The following is a 19,267-nucleotide window of genomic DNA, read 5'->3' as shown; positions in this document are numbered from 1 at the left end:
ATGGAATGGATAAGCGCTGAAAGCATCTAAGCGCGAAGCCAACCTCAAGATAAGATTTCCCACCGTAAGGGTAAGACCCCAGGAAGACTACCTGGTTGATAGGTCCAAGGTGTAAGCTCAGTAATGAGTTCAGCTTATGGATACTAATAGGTCGAGGACTTGACCTAGTATTAATTTGTGCAGTTTTGAAAGTATTAAATACTTTTAAAAAAGATTATGTGGTTACAATAGCAAGGAGGATATACCTGTTTCCATTCCGAACACAGAAGTTAAGCTCCTTAGCGCCGATGGTACTTGGAGGGAAGCCTCCTGGGAGAGTAGGACGTAGCCACGTAGTCTTTTTTTATTATGTTTTTTGTGATATAATAGTTCATAAGTAGCATATCCATATGGGGGGTATAAATATATGCTTTTAAAAGAGCTGTTTTATAAAGGATTGAATTTTGATAAGTTTTTAGAATCTGCTGAAGAAGTATATAAATTGAAAATGGAAAAGATAAAAAATAGTATAAATATGGATGATGTTTTAATAAATAAGATAAAGAGCATAGGTAAAAAAGCATATATACTAGCATTTGCTGAAGATTGGTGTCCAGATTGTCAAATAAATTTACCTGGAGTTAGTTTTATATGTGATCTAAATAAAAATATTGAATTAAGGATTGTTTCTAGAGAAGGAAATGATAAAAATATGGAAAAATACAAGGTAAATGGGAAGCCAAGAATTCCAACATTTGTAGTAATGGATGAAAATTTTAATGAATTAGGTGTATTTATTGAATTACCAACAATTTTAAAAGAAATTATAAATAGAGGAAATGAAACAGAAACACTAGTATCTAAAAGAAAATACAGAAAAGGTGAATATGTTAAAGATACAATAAGTGATATGCTAAAGATAATAGGTCTATAAAGGGGCCTATTTTTTTTATGTTTTTTATTGTTGTGAAAAATTATGTAGACTTAGAAAACAATATTGATTTATTTTATTTTAGCATAATAAAAAGTTTATTACATAATATTTAATTAAAGATAAAAGGTATAAAAAATAAAAAAGAGGAAATATTCAAAAAATATAGAATGTTAATTAAATAAAAAGAAAAAGGGGGATTTTTTTCTATGAAAGTTTATGAAAGTGATAAAATAAGAAATATTGTTATTCTAGGTCATTCTGGATGTGGAAAAACAAATTTAACAGAATCTATACTTTATACAAATAATTTAGTAAATAGAATAAGCAAGCCGAGTAATCAAGTAAATATGACTTCTACATTAAATTTGATCCCTGTAGAATGGAATAATCATAAATATAATTTTTTAGATACTCCTGGATACTTTGACTTTTATGGAGAGGTAGTTTCTTCTATAAGAGCAGCTGCTGGTTCTATAATAATTGTAGATGGAACTTGTGATATTCAAGTTGGAACAGATAAGGCTTTAGAAATAACAGATGAAAATAATACCCCAAGATTTATATTTGTAAATAAAATTGATAGTGAAAAAGCAGATTATAATAAAGTACTAGAGCAGTTAAGAGAAAGATATGGCAAAAAAATAGCACCTTTTCATATACCAATGGGTAAAGATAAAGAGTTTAAAGGATTTATAAATGTAGTTGATATGTTTGCAAGAAAATATGATGGTAAAAATTGTATAAAAGTAGAAATACCAGAATATATGAAAGACAGTATTAATCCTGTAAGAGAGATGCTACTTGAGTCTGTTGCTGAAAGTGATGATAAATTACTTGACAAATATTTTGCTGGAGAAGAATTTACAATTGATGAAATACATAAAGGACTTAGACAAGGTGTAATAAGTGGAGACATAATTCCAGTGTTATGTGGATCTACAGCTAAGAATATAGGTATACATACTCTTTTAGATATGATTTGGGATTATATGCCATCTCCTATTGATATAGGATATGATAATAAAGAAAGTGAGTTCTCTGGAATAGTATTTAAAACATTAGTAGATCCATTTATAGGAAAGGTATCACTAGTAAAAGTTTGTGAAGGAGAGCTAACACCTGATACTGAAATTTATAATATAAATAAAGGGAAAAAAGAAAAAATTTATCATTTATATACATTAAGAAATAAAGAACAGATAGAGATAGAAAAAGCAGTTGCAGGAGACATAGTAGTATTAACTAAGCTTTCAGATGTTCAAACAGGAGATACTCTTTCAACTAAACCAGATAGAAATTCTTTCGAAAATATAGACTTTCCAAAACCTCAAATCTATTTTGCTATAGAGCCTCTAAATAAAGGAGATGAAGAAAAGATAAGTACAGGACTTCATAGACTGATAGAAGAAGACCCTTCATTTACATGGTATAGAAATCATGAAACAAAACAAACATTAATAGGTGGCCAAGGAGAAATTCATATAAACTCAATAAAAGATAAATTAAAGGAGAAATTCGGAATAGATGTAAAACTTTCAGATCTTAAAGTTGCATATAGAGAAACTATAAAAGGAAAGTCAGATGTTCAAGGTAAGCATAAAAAGCAAAGTGGAGGCCATGGCCAATATGGAGATGTAAAAATAGTATTTGAACCATCAGAAGAAGAATTTTTATTTGAAGAAAAAATATTTGGAGGATCAGTTCCAAAGCAGTATATTCCAGCTGTTGAAAAGGGATTAAAAGAATCTTTACAGTCTGGAGTATTAGCAGGTTTTCCGGTTATGAATGTAAAAGCAACTTTATATGATGGATCTTATCATGATGTAGATTCATCAGAAATGGCATTTAAAATTGCATCATCTATTGCATTTAAGAAGGGAATGGAAAGTGCTAATCCGGTACTTCTTGAGCCTATAATGAATCTAAAAATAGTAGTGCCAGAGGAATATATGGGTGATATTATAGGAGATATAAATAAGAGAAGAGGAAGAATAATTGGTATGGAACCAAGTTCCCGAGGAAAACAAATAATATATGCTCAAGCTCCTCAAGCAGAAACATTTAGATATGCTATAGATTTAAGGTCAATGACTCAAGGTAGAGGATATTTTGAAATGGAATTTGAAAGATACGAAGAAGTTCCAGCTCAAATAATGGATAAAATTATAGAAGAAGTAAAAAATAATAAATAGATATAAAAATGGTGACTAAATAGTCACCATTTTAAATTTTCAAAACAATAGAAATAATGAGAAATAAAAAGATATATTTAAATAACCATAAATATTCAAAAAATTTAGCTTAAAATCAAATAAAATTACATTTGAATAAAAAATAAATTTATTTATAATAATATTAAAGTCAAAGAAAGTCAAACGAGAATTCAAGGAGTGGTTTAATGCCATCAATATCAGATATAATAGAAAATTTTATAAAAGAACTTTTAAAAGAAAGTAAGGATGTTGAGATAAGAAGAAATGAACTTGCAAGCTTTTTTAATTGCGCTCCTTCTCAGATAAATTATGTACTTACAACTAGATTTAATATGGATAAGGGATATTATATAGAAAGTAAAAAAGGAGGAGGGGGATATATAAAAATAATAAAAATTGACTTAGATAGAAATAAGTATTTAAAAAATATTATTTATGAAAAAATAAAAGACAATATATCTTTCAATTCATCTAAGAAATTAATTTCAAATTTAAGACAATTGGAAATAATAACACCTAAAGAGGAAAAGATAATATTAGCTGCTATAGATGATAAATCTATAAATCCTCCCGTTAGGGATTTAAATGATAAAATAAGAGCTAATATTTTAAAAAATATATTAATGAGTATTTTAGGATATTTCTAGAAGGTGGGGGTTTTAATATGATTTGTGAAAAATGTAATCAAAAAGAAGCTACAATTCATTTAACTGAGATAATAAATGGGAAAAAAAGAGAAATTCATATATGTGAAGATTGTGCAAATAAAGAGAAAAGCATGAGCTTTAATATGGACTTTGATACGCCATTTTCTATGAAAGATATACTCTCAAGTGTTATTGACATGGGAATAAATAATGATTTTTATAAAGTAGAAGAGGTAATTTGTAGTGAATGTAAAGGAAGCTATAGAAGGTTTAAGAATATAGGAAGGCTTGGATGTAACAAATGTTATGATACCTTTAAAGAACAGTTAACTCCCGTTATTAAAAGAATACAAGGATCTACTGATCATATAGGAAAAGTTCCCAAAAAAATAGGAGGCTCTTTAAGAATAAAAAATGAAATAAAAAGACTTAAAAAAGAACTTAATGAAGCTGTAGGAAAAGAAGAATTTGAAAGAGCAGCAAAGCTTAGAGACAAAATAAAAGAATTAGAAAAGCAGATATAAAGGGGGGGATAAAAATGAGTAATTGGATTAAAAATGAAGACAATATAAGTAATGTGGTTATAAGCTCTAGAATTCGTCTTGCCAGAAATTTAATAGATTATCCTTTTCCGAATAAGCTAAAAAAAGAAGAAGCAGAGGAAATAATGAAAAAAATTAAAGAAACTATTATAAACGGTAATACAGTATTAAAAGACGAATTTAAATTTTATAAAATGGATGAACTAGATGAAATAGAAAGAAAAATTATGGTAGAAAATCATTTAATAAGCATGGATTTAGCTAACAATAAAAATGCAGGAGTTTTAATTAAAAATGATGAGACTGTAAGCATTATGATAAATGAGGAAGACCACTTAAGAATACAAACTCTTTTTAGTGGATTTAAATTAGATGAAGCTTGGGATATTGCTGATAAAATAGATGATATTTTAGAGGAAAATTTAAATTATACATTTGATGAAAAACTAGGATATTTAACATCATGTCCAACAAATGTTGGAACAGGACTTAGAGCATCTATTATGATTCATCTTCCAGCACTTGTGGAGCTGGGATATATAAATGGAGTTTTAAATGCAGTAAATCAAATAGGTCTCGCTGTAAGAGGTATTTATGGTGAAGGATCAGGTTATTTTGGAAATATATATCAAATATCTAATCAATTAACTCTTGGAAGAGATGAAAAAGAGATAATAGGAAATATAATAGGAATATCAAAACAAATAATAGAAAAAGAACTATCTTCTAGAGAAATATTAAAAAATAGACTAGGACCAAAACTTGAAGATAGATTCTTTAGATCCCTTGGTATATTAAAAAATGCTAGATTAATAGATTCAAAAGAAGCAATGAATCTTTTATCTAATATAAAGCTTGGAATAGAAATGGGATATATAGAAGGATTTACAACAAGAGATATAGATAGTCTTATGATACAAATTCAACCAGCATATCAATTTAGACTATACAATTCAACAAATTCAGTCCAAAGGGATATGAATAGAGCAAAATTTATAAGAGAAAAATTAAGCATTTAGGAGGTGTTAATTATGTTTGATAAATTTACAGAAAGAGCTAAAAAAACACTTGATTTTGCAGCTACAGAAGCTAGTAGTATGGGGCATAATTTAGTAGGAAGTGAACATATATTATTAGGTCTTTTGGCAAATGAAAACAGCATTGCAGGTAAAGTTTTAAATAAATTAGGAGTCTCATCAAAAGTAGTTAAGGATAAAATAATACAAATACAAGGAAGTTCTAATCAAGGAATACAAGTTTTAGGTTTTAGTCCTAGAACAAAAAGAATATTTGAACTTTCTGTAGTTGAAGCTAAAAGATTAGGGCATAACTATGTAGGAACAGAGCATATTTTATTAGGTCTTATTAGAGAAGGAGAAGGAATAGGAGCTAGAATACTTTTAGAACTTGGGGTAGAATCTAACGCAGTTGTAAAAGAAGTTGTAAACTTATTAGGAAATATAAATATGTCTAAAAATGAAAGTATAAATAATAAGAGTAATAAAAAAAATACTCCAACTCTAAATAAATTTGGAAGAGATTTAACTTCTCAGTATGAAGAACAAAAGCTTGATCCTGTTATAGGAAGAGAAAATGAAATACAAAGAATAATTCAAATTTTAAGTAGAAGAACGAAAAACAATCCTGTACTTATAGGAGATCCTGGGGTTGGTAAGACCGCAATTATTGAAGGGCTTGCAGGGAAAATAGTATCAGGAGATGTTCCTGAAATATTAAAAGATAAAAGAGTGGTATCTTTAGATTTAGGATCTATACTTGCAGGAGCTAAATATAGAGGAGAATTTGAAGAAAGAATAAAAAAGATAATGGAAGAGCTTACAAGAGAAAAAGATGTTATATTATTTATAGATGAACTTCATACAATAGTTGGTGCGGGAGGAGCAGAAGGAGCAATAGATGCTTCAAATATATTAAAACCAGCACTTGCTAGAGGAGAAATACAAGTAATAGGAGCAACTACTATAGATGAATATAGAAAATATATAGAAAAAGATTCAGCTCTGGAGAGAAGATTTCAACCTGTTATGGTAGAAGAGCCTACAATTGAAGACACTATAAAAATTCTTGAAGGATTAAGAGATAGATATGAGGCGCATCATAAAGTAAAGATATCAGATGAAGCTATAAAAGCATCTGTAAATCTTTCTCATAGATATATAACAGATAGATTTTTACCTGACAAAGCTATAGATTTGATAGATGAAGCAGGCTCTAAAGTAAGACTTAAAAATCATATTCCTCCAAAGGATATAAAAGAGCTTGAATTAAAACTGGAATCTTTATCAAAAGAAAAGGAAGAAGCAATAAGAAATCAAGATTTTGAAAAAGCTGCTAAAATTAGAGATGAAGAAAAAGAAGTTAAAGAAAAATTAGAAAAAACAAAAGAAAGTTGGAAAAAAGACTCGTCTAAAGCATCAAATGTGGTAGATGAAGAGGATATAGCAAATATAGTTTCTTCTTGGACGGGAATTCCTGTAACAAAGCTTGTTCAAGAAGAATCAGAAAAGCTATTAAATCTTGAAGAAATACTCCATAACAGAGTTATAGGGCAAGAAGAAGCGGTAAGAGCTATAGCAAAATCAATAAGAAGAGCAAGAGTTGGGCTTAAAGACCCAAAAAGACCTATTGGATCATTTATATTCTTAGGACCAACAGGAGTTGGGAAAACTGAGTTATCTAAAGCTTTAGCAGAAGTTATGTTTGGTGATGAAGATAGCATAATTAGAATTGATATGTCTGAATATATGGAAAAGCATGCAGTATCTAGACTTATAGGTTCTCCTCCAGGGTATGTAGGACATGAGGAAGGAGGACAGTTAACAGAAAAAGTTAGAAGAAAGCCGTATTCAGTAGTATTATTTGATGAAATAGAAAAAGCCCATCCTGAAGTATTTAATGTACTACTTCAAATATTAGATGATGGAAGGGTAACTGATTCTAAAGGAAGAACTGTTGATTTTAAGAATACAGTTATAATAATGACATCAAATGTAGGAGCTCATACTATATCTAAACAAAAAATACTAGGGTTTACAGCTTCTGTAGATAAAGAAGAGATTCAAAAAAGTGAATATGAAAAAATGAAAGAAAATGTTATGAGAGAGCTTAGACAAAAATTTAGACCAGAATTTTTAAATAGAATAGATGATATAATAGTATTTCATTCATTAAATCAAGAGCATATAGATGAAATAGTTAAACTTATGATTAAAGGACTTGAAGAAAGATTAAGAGAAATGAACATTAAAATATCCCTTACTGATGAAGCAAGTAAGTTAATATCAAAAGAAGGATTTGATCCAGAGTATGGAGCAAGACCTTTAAAAAGAGCTATTCAAAGGCTATTAGAAGATAATATTTCAGAAGAAATGTTAAAAGGTAATATAAAAGAAGGAAATAATATAATTATTAAAGAAAAAAATGGAGAATTATTATTTGAAAAAAGAGCTTAATTTTAAGCTCTTTTTCTTTTCAAAAATATATTTTTTTTGGTATTCTATAATTGATACAGTTTTTAAATAAAAATATAAAGGTGATTTAATGGCAAAGATTAAAACAAAGTATATATGTCAACAATGTGGATATGAAACCTTAAAGTGGATGGGAAAATGTCCGGAATGCAACAACTGGAATAGTTTAGTTGAAGAAATAGAAGATAAAAAAACAAAGCATGATCTTTTTGTAATAGATAAAGAAGTTCAAAAACCAATACCTATAAATTCTCTTGAAGTAAAAGAACAAGAAAGATTTTCTAGTTGTATAAAAGAACTAGATAGAGTTTTAGGAGGAGGAGTGGTAAAAGGCTCTCTTGTATTAGTAGGAGGAGATCCAGGTATAGGAAAATCTACTCTTTTAATTCAAGTATCAAATAATGTAGCCAAAAGTGGTAAAAAAGTCTTATATATATCAGGAGAGGAATCTATATATCAAATAAAAATGAGAGCTAAAAGACTTTCTATAGAAAGTGAAAATTTATATATTTTTGCGGAAAATAATCTAAATATAATAGAAAAATATATAGATTATATAAAGCCTGATATGATTGTAGTAGATTCTATACAAACTGTATTTAGCCCTGAAATAACATCAACACCTGGAAGTGTAAGCCAGATTAAAGAAGGAACATCTAGATTTATGAAAATATCTAAAAAAATAGGTATATCTACTTTTCTAGTTGGGCATGTAACAAAAGGAGGAGCTCTTGCTGGACCAAAAATTTTAGAACATATGGTAGATACTGTTCTTTATTTTGAAGGAGAAAGATATAATACTTATCGAATGGTAAGAGCTGTAAAAAATAGATTTGGATCTACTAATGAACTTGGTGTATTTGAAATGAGAGATTTAGGCCTTGTAGAAATAGAAAACCCTTCTAAAGTTCTAATTTCCGAAAAACCAAAAGGAGTAGCAGGATCAGTAATCGTTGCAACTATTGAAGGAACAAGACCTATGCTTGTGGAGCTTCAGGCTTTGGTTTCACCTACAAATTTTGGTATACCTAAAAGGACTGCAACAGGCGTAGACTATAATAGAGTATCTCTTCTTATGGCAGTTCTTGAGAAAAGAGTAGGAATGCAGATACAGAATCAAGATATTTATATAAATGTTGTAGGAGGAATTAAATTAAATGAGCCGGCAATGGATTTAGGTATAATAACTTCTATTGCTTCAAGTTTTAGAAATATAGAAATAGATGAAAATACTGTTGTAATCGGAGAAGTTGGTCTTACTGGTGAAATAAGAGGGGTAAGTTTTATTGATAAAAGAATATTAGAGTGTAAAAAATTAGGATTCAATAAAATTATAGTTCCTAAGAGTAATTTAAAAGGACTAGATAAATTTGATGATATTAAGATTTATGGAGTAGAAAATATAAGAGATGCTTTAGATGTAGTATTAGGAGGGTAAAATTATTATGAAAGATAGCTTTATGAAGGATACGACTCAACTCAATTGCTTAAAAATGATTGCTCCTGGAACACCTTTAAGAGAGGGGCTTGAAAATGTACTAAGGGCAAAGACTGGAGCTTTAATTGTAATAGGAGATAGTGAGGAAGTAATGAAAATTGTAGATGGAGGATTTAATATAAATGCTGATTTTTCTCCAGCGTATTTATATGAGCTTGCTAAGATGGATGGAGCTATAATTGTTAGCAGTGACGGAAAAAAGATACTTTATGCAAATACTCAATTAATACCTAATCCTTTAATACCCTCTTCAGAAACTGGAATAAGACATAGAACAGCAGAAAGAGTTGCAAGACAAACATCAGAGATGGTAATATCTATTTCTCAAAGAAGAAATATTATTACTTTATATAGAGGATATAGCAAATATGTAATACAAGAAACATCTAAGATACTTACAAAAGCAAATCAAGCTATACAGACACTTGAAAAATATAAATCAGTATTAGATCAGGCCATGATTAATTTAAGCGCATTAGAATTTGAGGATTTAGTTACTCTTTATGATGTTGCTACAGTAGTTCAAAGAACTGAAATGGTAATGAGAATAGTAGGAGAAGTTGAGCAGTATATAATAGAGCTTGGAAATGAAGGTATACTTGTTAGCATGCAGCTTGAAGAGTTAATAGGCAACGTAAAAGAAGATGGAGAATTAGTATTTAAAGATTATAATGTAATTCAAGACCGTGATTATTCTGATTTTAAAAAAGCAATTAGAGGATTTTCATCTGAAGAATTATTAGATTTAAATAATATTGTAAGACTTCTTGGTTATTCAGGAAATATTGAAAATATAGACTATACTGTTTATCCAAGAGGATATAGAATACTTAGAAAAATTCATAGATTACCTATAAATGTAATAGAAAATTTAACAGATCACTTTGAAAATTTTCAACAAATATTAAAAGCATCAATAGAAGAATTAGATGAGGTAGATGGAATAGGAGAAATAAGAGCAAGATACATAAGAGATGGGCTTAGAAGAATACAAGAACAAGTTTTACTTGATAGACATATATAGTAAAAACCATGGCTTTAAAATTTTTAAAGCCATGGTTTTTATTTTTTAAAGTAAACTATATTTTCCTAAAGTTTTTAGTTTATTATTTTCTTTTTTTAAAACATATTCAATATTAATGTCCAATAAGTTACATGCAGCAGTTATATAAAATAAGTGATTACCCAATTCTTCTTCTATTTTTTCTTTACATATTTCACATAAGTCTCCATTTATATGACTTTTCATATATTCTTTAAGTTCATTGAATGATATATTTTCTGGAGTTTCCTGTTTATTTCCTTGAATTTGAATACATCCACAACTTGTAACAGATTTTATTATAGCCCTATTTATTTTTGAATTAGTTTCTTCTAGCTTAGTTATTATATCTAAGATACTTTTATGTCTTATTAAAGCATTATTAACTTCATTTTTAAAATCAGCAAAATTAAAATCAGTCATTTATTATCACCTCATAAATAATTATAATAAGAAAACGTTTCTGGGTCAATTGAATAAATTTAATCATATTATATAAAAGTAGTATATTTGATTTTAATTTATAATTGACATGATATAATTTAGTGTGATAAAATAATTGTTTTAAGTTTGACTATTATGTGCAATTGATATATACTATAATAGATTAATTATTTTTTGGAGGTAGAAATTATGTTTAGTATAGGAGATAAAATTGTTTATCCTAGCTATGGTGGGGGAGTAATAAATTCCATAGAAGAAAAAGAAGTTTTAGGAGAAAGAAAAAAGTATTACATTTTAGATATGGTTATATCTGGTATGGAAATAATGGTACCTATTGATAATATCAATAAATTAGGAATAAGACACGTTATAAATAAATCTCAAGTAGAAGATTTAATGAAAATATTAAAAGATGAACAAGGAGATATGGATAAAAAGTGGAATAAAAGATATAGAGATAATATGGATAAAATTAAAACTGGAGATATATATGAAATAGCTGTTGTAGTTAGAGACTTAATGATTCAAGATAAAGAAAAAGGATTATCTACAGGAGAAAAGAAAATGTTAAATGATGCTAAGGATATGTTAATTAGTGAGCTAGTATTAGCATTAAATGAAAGTTCAGAAAATGTAAAAAATTTAATAGAAAATATTATGAATGCTGATTAAAAAAATAAAATATAGATAATAATTAAATAAGGAGGTGGAATAGTGATAAACAAAATAATAAAGGGAATTATGTCTTTAGTTGGTATAACTATTGGTGTAGCAACATATTTTTCAGTAGTAAAAGCATTTCCTCATTTAATACCTACTTCTGAGATATATGTAATATTAGGAGCAATAGTTTCAGGGGTTATAATGGGGTTTATATTTTTCTTGATTTCACCATGGCTTTTAGAAGAAGGGAAAAATATAGCAAATTTTATAGAAAACGAACTATCTAAAATTCCACCAATGGAAATACTAATAGGTTCAATTGGTCTTATAATAGGATTATTCATTGCTTATCTTGTAAGTAATCTGTTACTTCAAATTCCAGTTCCTATAGTAGGAACAGTACTTTCAGTAATTGTTTATATATTTATGGGGTATATAGGAATAAACATAGCTAAAAGATATAAAGATGATTTATTTAATATAACATCTCTTATTAATAAAATACCTAATCCAAAAGAAAAAACATCTAAAAAAGGATTAAAAGCAACTCCTAAGATATTAGACACTAGCGTAATAATAGATGGAAGAATAGCAGATATATGTAAAACAGGATTTATAGAAGGAAAGCTTGTTATACCAGGGTTTGTATTGGAAGAACTTAGACATATAGCAGATTCTTCAGATGATTTAAAAAGGGTTAGAGGAAGAAGAGGTCTTGACATATTAAATAAGATACAACAAGAGCTTGATATTGAAGTTGAGATATATGAAAAAGATTTTGAAGATATAGCTGAAGTAGACAGCAAACTTTTAAAACTTGCACAAGTAACAGATGGAAAAGTTGTTACTAATGATTATAATTTAAATAAAGTAGCTCAATTTCAGGGAGTTGAGGTGCTTAATATAAATGAATTAGCAAACGCTGTCAAACCTGTTGTTATACCAGGGGAAGAGATGATAGTTCAAGTAATAAAAGAAGGAAAAGAATCAGGGCAGGGAATAGCATATTTAGACGATGGAACAATGATAGTTGTAGATGGAGGAAGAAAATATATTGGAGAAACTATAGATGTTTTAGTAACATCTGTTCTTCAAACAGCTGCTGGAAGAATGATATTTGGAAAACCAAAAATGGCTACACAAAGAACATCATAAGACTTTTGACAATTTGTCAAAGGTCTTTTTTGTCATTTTTAAACAATATGTATTATAATACTTATGAGGTGATTTTATGAACAGTGTAGTAATAGTAGCTGCTGGAAAAGGTAAAAGAATGAATAGTAATATAAATAAACAGTATATAAAATTAAAAAATAAAGAAATAATAGCTTATACAATAGATATTTTTGACAAAAATGAAAATATAGATGAAATAGTAGTTGTTATAAGAAAAGAAGAAGAGTTTTTCGTGAAACAAGTTATAAATAAATATAAATTTAATAAAAATGTGAAAATAGCTTATGGAGGGTCTGAAAGACAAGACTCTGTATATAATGGAATAAAAGAGGTAGACTTAAATTGTGATATAGTATTAATTCATGATGGAGCAAGACCTTTTGTAACAGATGAAATTATAAATAATTCAATAAAAGAGACTAAAAAGAATAAAGCAGTTGTTGTAGGTGTTCCTGTAAAAGATACTATAAAAGTAATAGATGATAATAATATAATAAAAAATACTCCACAAAGAAAATATTTATGGGCAGTTCAAACACCACAGGTATTTGAGTATAAGTTAATAAAAAAAGCTTATGAAAAAGCTTTTGAAGAAAACTATTATGGAACAGATGATGCAACTCTTGTAGAAAATTTAGGATATAATGTTAAAATGATAATGGGATCTTATAAAAATATAAAAATAACAACAAAAGAAGATATAAATTTTGGAGAAGAAATATTAAGAATGAGATAGGAGGTACATAATGAGAGTTGGAATAGGTTATGATGTACATAAATTAGTTGAAAATAGAGATCTTATTATAGGAGGAGTAAATATTCCTCATGAAAAGGGACTTCTTGGACATTCAGATGCAGATGTACTTTTACATGCTATAATGGATTCTATTTTAGGCGCACTTTCTCTTGGAGATATAGGTAAGCATTTTCCAGATAATGATCCTAAATATAAAGGAGCTAATAGTTTAAAATTATTAGAACGCGTAGGTAATTTAATACATAATAAAGGATATAAGGTAAGTAATATAGACAGTACTATAATTGCTCAAAGACCTAAAATGGCATCTTATATTAGTAAAATGAGAGAAAATATAGCTAGAGTATTAAATATAGATATAGACTCTATAAATGTAAAAGCTACAACAGAGGAAGGACTTGGATTTACAGGAAATGAAGAAGGAATTAGCTCTCAAGCTATTTGTTTATTAATACCTATTGACAAAAAATAGATTTTATTATAAAATAAATAATTAAAATTTATGAAATAATAAAACAAAAAGCAGTGAAGGGGAATAGTAGGTAGATAAAGCTTTATAGAGAGGAAACTATTGGTGAAAGGTTTCTAAGCTTAGTTTATTGAACCAGCCCTGGAGTTTAAGAACGGTTAAAAAGTTCTTACGGTAGGACCGTTAAATCCTTTAAGAGAGCAATACTTGCTAAATAGAGTGGTACCGCGGAAGATAAACCTTTCGTCTCTAAATCTAGAGATGAAAGGTTTTTATTATGCTTTTGTTATGTTTTAATTAAATTTAAAATAATATAAATCAAAAATAAATGAGTATTAGAAGGAGGCAAAATATGAGTAAGAAAAATAAGCAATTTGTTGAAGAAATAACTCCAATGGAAGTTGATTTTCCACAGTGGTATACTGATGTTATAACAAAAACAGATCTTGTTGACTATTCTCCTGTAAAAGGATTTATGGTAATAAAACCATATGGATATGCTATATGGGAGAATATACAAAATTTTGCAGACAGAAGATTTAAGGAAACAGGACACAAAAACTGCTATTTCCCACTACTTATACCAGAAAGTTTATTAACTAAAGAAGCTGAGCATGTAGAAGGATTTGCTCCTGAGGTTGCTTGGGTAACTCATGGAGGTAAAAATGAACTTGCAGAAAGACTTTGTGTAAGACCTACTTCAGAAACAATAATATGTTCTATGTATGCTAAATGGTTAAAATCATATAGAGATCTTCCATATCTATACAATCAATGGTGTTCAGTTGTAAGATGGGAAAAATCTACAAGACCATTCTTAAGAACATCAGAGTTTTTATGGCAAGAAGGGCATACACTACATGAAACTGCTGAGGAAGCAAAAGAAGAAACACTTCAAATGCTTGAAATATATAAAGAAGTAGCAGAAGATTTACTTGCAATGCCTGTAGTTTGTGGACAAAAAAGTGAAAATGAAAAATTTGCAGGAGCAGACAGTACTTATACAATAGAAGCTTTAATGCATGATGGTAAAGCTCTTCAATCTGGAACAAGTCATTTCTTAGGTCAACATTTTACTAAGGCTTTTGAAATACAATATTCAGATAGAGACGGAAATCTTGCAAATCCATATCATACATCTTGGGGAATATCAACAAGACTTATAGGTGGGCTTATAATGGTTCATGGAGATAATAGAGGATTAGTTCTTCCTCCAAGAGTTGCTCCAATTCAAGTTGTAATTGTTCCAATAGCAGCTCATAAGGGTAATGTTATGGAAAAAGTCGATGAAATATTTGCTGATTTAAAAACTTCTATAAGAGTAGAAGTTGATGATAGAGAAAATTATTCTCCAGGTTGGAAGTTTAATGAATGGGAGATGAAAGGTGTACCTGTTAGAATAGAAATAGGACCTAAAGATATAGAAAAAAGTCAAGTTACAATATTTAGAAGAGATATACTTGAAAAAACTCAAATTCCTATGGAAAATTTAAAAGAAACTATAGAAAAATTATTAGATGATATACATGAAAGTTTATTTAATAAAGCTTTAGAAATGAGAGAAAAGAAAACTTATATAGCTAAGAATATGGATGAATTTAAAAAGATAATAGAAGAAACACCAGGTTTTATAAAGGCTATGTGGTGTCAAGATACTGAATGTGAGCTTAAGATAAAAGAAGAAACAGGAGCTACAATAAGATGTATACCATTTGAGCAAGAAAAATTAGCAGATACTTGTGTATGCTGCGGTAAAAAAGCAGAAAAAATGGTGTATCTTGCAAAAGCATATTAAATTTAAAATGCTTCCTTATTATAAGGAAGCATTTTAATATCCTTTAGATTTTAACCATTTATCTCCTTTATCAAAGGCGTTTGCTCCATTAAAAAAGACATATTCTATAAAATCCTGTTTTGAAAAAGCATGAATAAAATAAAATTCAAATAGGAAAGGTGTAATAATTATGAAATTAAGTAAAATGTATTTAAAAACATATAAAGAGTGTCCTTTAAATGTAACTAGTGATAGTTTAAAGCTCTTATATAGAGCTGGATTTGTTAAGTATTTAGAAGATTTAAGTTACTCGTATACACCTTTGGGAAATTTGTTTTTTAATAATCTTATAGAAATTATATTAGATAATTTTGAAGAATATATGAATATAAAGGCAAATGGAGATAAAGTAAATATTTTGAAATCATATATTTCGGATTTAAAATCTTATAAAAATATTCCTTTGAATTTAGCATATTTTACTTTAAATAAAAATAGAGGCTATAAATTTAAAGACGGACTTTTAAATCCACGAAAAGAAAATATGATTAGATTCATAAAGGTAACTAGTAAGGAAGATATAAATACTTCTATACAAGAAACTATAAAAAAAATTAACTGTATGCTGGAAGAATTAAATATTAAGTATATGTATCTAAAAAATGAAGAAAATAATTTAAGATATTTTTATAAGTGTAATTATCCACTAAGAGAAGTATTTTTCTGTGAGAAATGTGGATATGGTAGTTTAAAAGAAGAAGCTAAATCCTCATTTGAGAAGGACTTATCCACAGAAGAGCTAAAAAACACTCAGAGTATTTATACTCCTAATATAGGTAAAATAGAGGATCTTCAAGCCTTTTTAAATATTTCTCGTAAAAAGCTGATAAAGACTCTTTTATTTAATGTTAATGCAGAAATAATAGCAGTACTTTTAAGAGGGGATAGAAGTATAAACTTAAGATTACTTGCTAAGTTTTTAAATGTAAAAGAAAAAGAAATAAAAATGGCAAGTGAAGAAGAGGTTAAGCTTGCAACAAATGCTAATGTAGGATTTGCAGGACCTATAGGTTTAAAAGTAAATAAAATTTTTGCTGATGAAGAAATATTATACATAAAAAATGCTGTCGTTGGAGCTAATAAAACAGATTACCATATAAAAAATGTAAATTATCAAAGAGATTTTAAAGTTGATGATATAGGAAATTTTAAATTAGTAGAACGTGGACATACTTGTATAAAATGTGAGTCTTTATTAAAAAGTTTTGACGGTACAAATTTTATTGATATTAATGTTTTAGAAAGTGATTTTAAGTATCTAAATTATAATGGAAAAGAAGAAAAACTATATATATTAGAAACTAAATTTTATACAGATAGATTATTTTCTATAATTGTTGAAGAAAATAAAGATGAATTAGGAATAAAATGGCCAGAAAGTATAAGTTATTTTGATTATCATATAATTATAGGAAATATAAAAAAAGAACAAGAGTATAGTGCTGGAAATTTAATTTATGAAAATTTAATTAAAAAAGGATATACTGTTTTATTAGATGATAGAAAAGAAAGAATAGGATTTAAGTTTAAAGACTATGAGCTAATAGGTATACCTAAAGCTATAGTAGTTGGTAAAGAAATAGAAAATAATTTTGTAGAAATTAGAAATAGAATAAGTAAAGAATCTGAAAATATAGACATAAGTGAGCTTATATAATATAATCATATAGAAAATTGACTTTAGGAGGGTTTTTGATGAGTGTTAGAGTTAGATTTGCACCAAGTCCTACAGGATTTGTTCATATTGGTAGCTTAAGAACAGCTTTATATAATTATTTATTTGCAAAAAAAATGGGTGGAAAATACATTTTAAGAGTTGAAGATACGGATCAAAGTAGACTTGTTGAAGGTGCTATAGAAGGAATGTTAAAAGCCATGGATTGGGCAGGAGTTAATCATGATGAAGGTGTAATGCTTGATGAAAATGGAAATATTACTCAAGTAGGAGAATTTGGACCATATATTCAATCACAGAGACTTCATATATACAAAGAATATATAAAAGAACTCTTAGATAAAGGACATGCTTATTATTGTTTTTGTTCTAAAGAAAGACTTGATAAAGTTAGAGAAGTTCAAAAAGCAGAAGGTAAAGTACCTAAGTATGATGGATTATGTAGAGGTCTTTCTAAAGAAGAAGTTGAAGCTAAAATTGCAGCTGGAGAAAGTTATGTTATAAGACTTAAGCTTCCTGCAAACAAGGAAATTAAATTTAATGATATAGTAAGAGGACATGTTTGCATAAATACAGATGACATGGATGATCAAGTGTTAATGAAATCTGACGGATTTCCAACATATCATTTTGCTGTTGTTGTAGATGATCATTTAATGGGAATTACTCATGTTATAAGAGGAGAAGAGTGGCTTCCATCAACACCAAAACATGTATACTTATATGAGACTTTTGGGTGGGAAGCACCTACATTTGTTCATCTTCCAAATATATTAAACTCAGAAAGAAAAAAATTAAGTAAAAGACATGGAGATGTAGCTGTTGAAGATTTCAGAAAAAAAGGATATTTACCAGAAGGTCTTGTAAACTATGTATCATTAGTTGGATGGTCTCCGGAAGATAATAGAGAATTATTCACACTTAATGAACTTGAAGAAGCTTTTTCTTTAGAAAGAGTTTCAAAAAGTGGTGGAGTATTTGATACAGATAAGTTAAACTGGGTAAATGCTCATTATATTAAAGAAGCAGATAATGGATTCCTTGCAGATCTTGCAATACCATTTTTAATAGAAGAAGGATTTATAACTAAAGAAGAAGCAACTGAAAAATACGATTGGATAAAATCAATGGTAGGGGTAGTTAAAGAAGGATTATCTTACGTAAAAGAAATAACAAACAAAGTTAACATATTCTTTGGAGATACTGTAGAACTTGAAGATGAAGAATGTAGAGAATTCTTAAAGTTAGAACATATACCGACTTTAGTAAATGCATTAGAAGAAAAAATAACAAATGCAGATGAAATAACTGCAGATTTTGTAAAAGGAATGTTTAAAGAAATACAAAAAGAGCATAAAATAAAAGGTAAAAATTTATTCATGGGTACTAGAATAACTTTAACAGGTCAAATGCATGGACCAGAAATACCTTTAGTATTAAGTGTTTTAGGAAAAGAAAAAATATTAAATAGAATTAAATATGTAAAAGAGAATATATTATAAATTAAAAAGTCCTTTATTGTTATATAACAATAGAGGACTTTTTAATTACAGAAAAAGAATAATCTGCATATTATATTTCAAAAGGTATAAAGGAGCATTCCTGTAATGAATAAATTTGAACTTTGATAAAAAAAGTACCTCCTGATAGAATACAGGGTGTAAGGTTGCAACTTACCCCGAATTAAAATAAGACTATCAATGGAGGTACTACAAATGAATTATACACAAAATAAAAAGATTTCGCAAATAACAGAATCAACTTTAATTATTGGAATAGATATAGCTAAATATGCACACGTTGCTAGAGCTCAAGATTTTAGAGGAATTGAGTTAGAGAAGTATATTGAAGTTTCAAATTCTATTGAAGGGTTTCGTAAGTTAACTGAATGGGTTAATTTAAT

The 19,267-nt window shown here is 28.1% G+C and carries 16 protein-coding genes, 2 rRNA genes, 1 pseudogene and 1 other annotated feature; of the genes and pseudogenes, 18 read left to right on the top strand and 1 reads right to left on the bottom strand.

Going from position 1 to position 19,267, the window contains the following annotated elements; translation table 11 throughout:
• From BUA77_RS09035 to disA, 10 genes are all read left to right on the top strand, one after another.
• Positions 1-167: ribosomal RNA gene (locus BUA77_RS09035) — 23S ribosomal RNA — on the top strand; the annotation flags it as partial.
• Positions 168-217: 50 nt separating this feature from the next.
• Positions 218-334, top strand: a 5S ribosomal RNA gene (rrf, locus tag BUA77_RS09030).
• 72 nt (positions 335-406) lie between these two features.
• Positions 407-913 (top strand): thioredoxin family protein, encoded by a 507-nt coding sequence (locus tag BUA77_RS09025; RefSeq protein ID WP_072889384.1) that lies wholly within the window; start codon positions 407-409, stop codon positions 911-913.
• Between the two features lie 206 nt (positions 914-1,119).
• Positions 1,120-3,105 (top strand): elongation factor G, encoded by a 1,986-nt coding sequence (locus BUA77_RS09020; protein ID WP_072889382.1) that lies wholly within the window; start codon positions 1,120-1,122, stop codon positions 3,103-3,105.
• Between the two features lie 206 nt (positions 3,106-3,311).
• A complete protein-coding gene (locus BUA77_RS09015) occupies positions 3,312-3,773 on the top strand; it encodes a CtsR family transcriptional regulator (RefSeq protein ID WP_072889380.1) in 462 nt (153 codons plus the stop codon).
• Between the two features lie 17 nt (positions 3,774-3,790).
• Positions 3,791-4,297 carry a UvrB/UvrC motif-containing protein gene (locus BUA77_RS09010; RefSeq protein ID WP_072889378.1) on the top strand — a complete coding sequence of 169 codons (507 nt, stop codon included), beginning with the start codon at positions 3,791-3,793 and terminating at the stop codon, positions 4,295-4,297.
• 14 nt (positions 4,298-4,311) lie between these two features.
• Positions 4,312-5,334: a protein arginine kinase gene (locus BUA77_RS09005; protein ID WP_072889376.1), complete on the top strand. Its 1,023-nt coding sequence runs from the start codon at positions 4,312-4,314 to the stop codon at positions 5,332-5,334.
• Between the two features lie 9 nt (positions 5,335-5,343).
• Positions 5,344-7,788: an ATP-dependent Clp protease ATP-binding subunit gene (locus tag BUA77_RS09000; RefSeq protein WP_207646848.1), complete on the top strand. Its 2,445-nt coding sequence runs from the start codon at positions 5,344-5,346 to the stop codon at positions 7,786-7,788.
• An 88-nt stretch (positions 7,789-7,876) separates the two neighbouring features.
• On the top strand, positions 7,877-9,244 hold the full coding sequence (radA, locus tag BUA77_RS08995; protein ID WP_072889372.1) for a DNA repair protein RadA: 1,368 nt from the start codon (positions 7,877-7,879) through the stop codon (positions 9,242-9,244).
• 7 nt (positions 9,245-9,251) lie between these two features.
• The gene (disA, locus tag BUA77_RS08990) at positions 9,252-10,328 is read left to right on the top strand and encodes a DNA integrity scanning diadenylate cyclase DisA (RefSeq protein WP_072889370.1); all 1,077 of its coding nucleotides are present in this window, start codon (positions 9,252-9,254) and stop codon (positions 10,326-10,328) included.
• A 45-nt stretch (positions 10,329-10,373) separates the two neighbouring features.
• Here disA and BUA77_RS08985 read toward each other — a convergent pair whose 3' ends face one another.
• Positions 10,374-10,769, bottom strand: a complete 396-nt coding sequence (locus BUA77_RS08985) for a DUF1573 domain-containing protein (protein WP_072889369.1) — start codon at positions 10,767-10,769, stop codon at positions 10,374-10,376.
• Positions 10,770-10,979: 210 nt separating this feature from the next.
• Here BUA77_RS08985 and BUA77_RS08980 point away from each other — a divergent pair, with 210 nt between their 5' ends.
• From BUA77_RS08980 to BUA77_RS13865, 8 genes and pseudogenes are all read left to right on the top strand, one after another.
• The gene (locus BUA77_RS08980; protein WP_072889367.1) at positions 10,980-11,462 is read left to right on the top strand and encodes a CarD family transcriptional regulator; all 483 of its coding nucleotides are present in this window, start codon (positions 10,980-10,982) and stop codon (positions 11,460-11,462) included.
• Between the two features lie 42 nt (positions 11,463-11,504).
• Positions 11,505-12,608, top strand: a complete 1,104-nt coding sequence (locus BUA77_RS08975) for a PIN/TRAM domain-containing protein (protein WP_072889365.1) — start codon at positions 11,505-11,507, stop codon at positions 12,606-12,608.
• A 76-nt stretch (positions 12,609-12,684) separates the two neighbouring features.
• Positions 12,685-13,365 (top strand): 2-C-methyl-D-erythritol 4-phosphate cytidylyltransferase, encoded by a 681-nt coding sequence (gene ispD, locus BUA77_RS08970; protein ID WP_072889363.1) that lies wholly within the window; start codon positions 12,685-12,687, stop codon positions 13,363-13,365.
• A gap of 10 nt (positions 13,366-13,375) precedes the next feature.
• The gene (gene ispF / locus BUA77_RS08965; protein ID WP_072889360.1) at positions 13,376-13,858 is read left to right on the top strand and encodes a 2-C-methyl-D-erythritol 2,4-cyclodiphosphate synthase; all 483 of its coding nucleotides are present in this window, start codon (positions 13,376-13,378) and stop codon (positions 13,856-13,858) included.
• 44 nt (positions 13,859-13,902) lie between these two features.
• Positions 13,903-14,109 (top strand) — a binding site (T-box leader).
• 98 nt (positions 14,110-14,207) lie between these two features.
• A complete protein-coding gene (proS, locus tag BUA77_RS08960; protein WP_072889357.1) occupies positions 14,208-15,650 on the top strand; it encodes a proline--tRNA ligase in 1,443 nt (480 codons plus the stop codon).
• A 169-nt stretch (positions 15,651-15,819) separates the two neighbouring features.
• On the top strand, positions 15,820-17,346 hold the full coding sequence (locus tag BUA77_RS08955; RefSeq protein WP_072889354.1) for a proline--tRNA ligase: 1,527 nt from the start codon (positions 15,820-15,822) through the stop codon (positions 17,344-17,346).
• A gap of 38 nt (positions 17,347-17,384) precedes the next feature.
• Positions 17,385-18,866 (top strand): glutamate--tRNA ligase, encoded by a 1,482-nt coding sequence (gene gltX, locus BUA77_RS08950; protein WP_072889352.1) that lies wholly within the window; start codon positions 17,385-17,387, stop codon positions 18,864-18,866.
• A gap of 213 nt (positions 18,867-19,079) precedes the next feature.
• A pseudogene (locus BUA77_RS13865) lies at positions 19,080-19,267 on the top strand (IS110 family transposase); the annotation flags it as partial.

It is taken from the genome of Tepidibacter formicigenes DSM 15518 (genome assembly GCF_900142235.1).
GTDB lineage: Bacteria > Bacillota > Clostridia > Peptostreptococcales > Peptostreptococcaceae > Tepidibacter > Tepidibacter formicigenes.
This window is presented reverse-complemented; position numbering and strand designations above follow the sequence as displayed.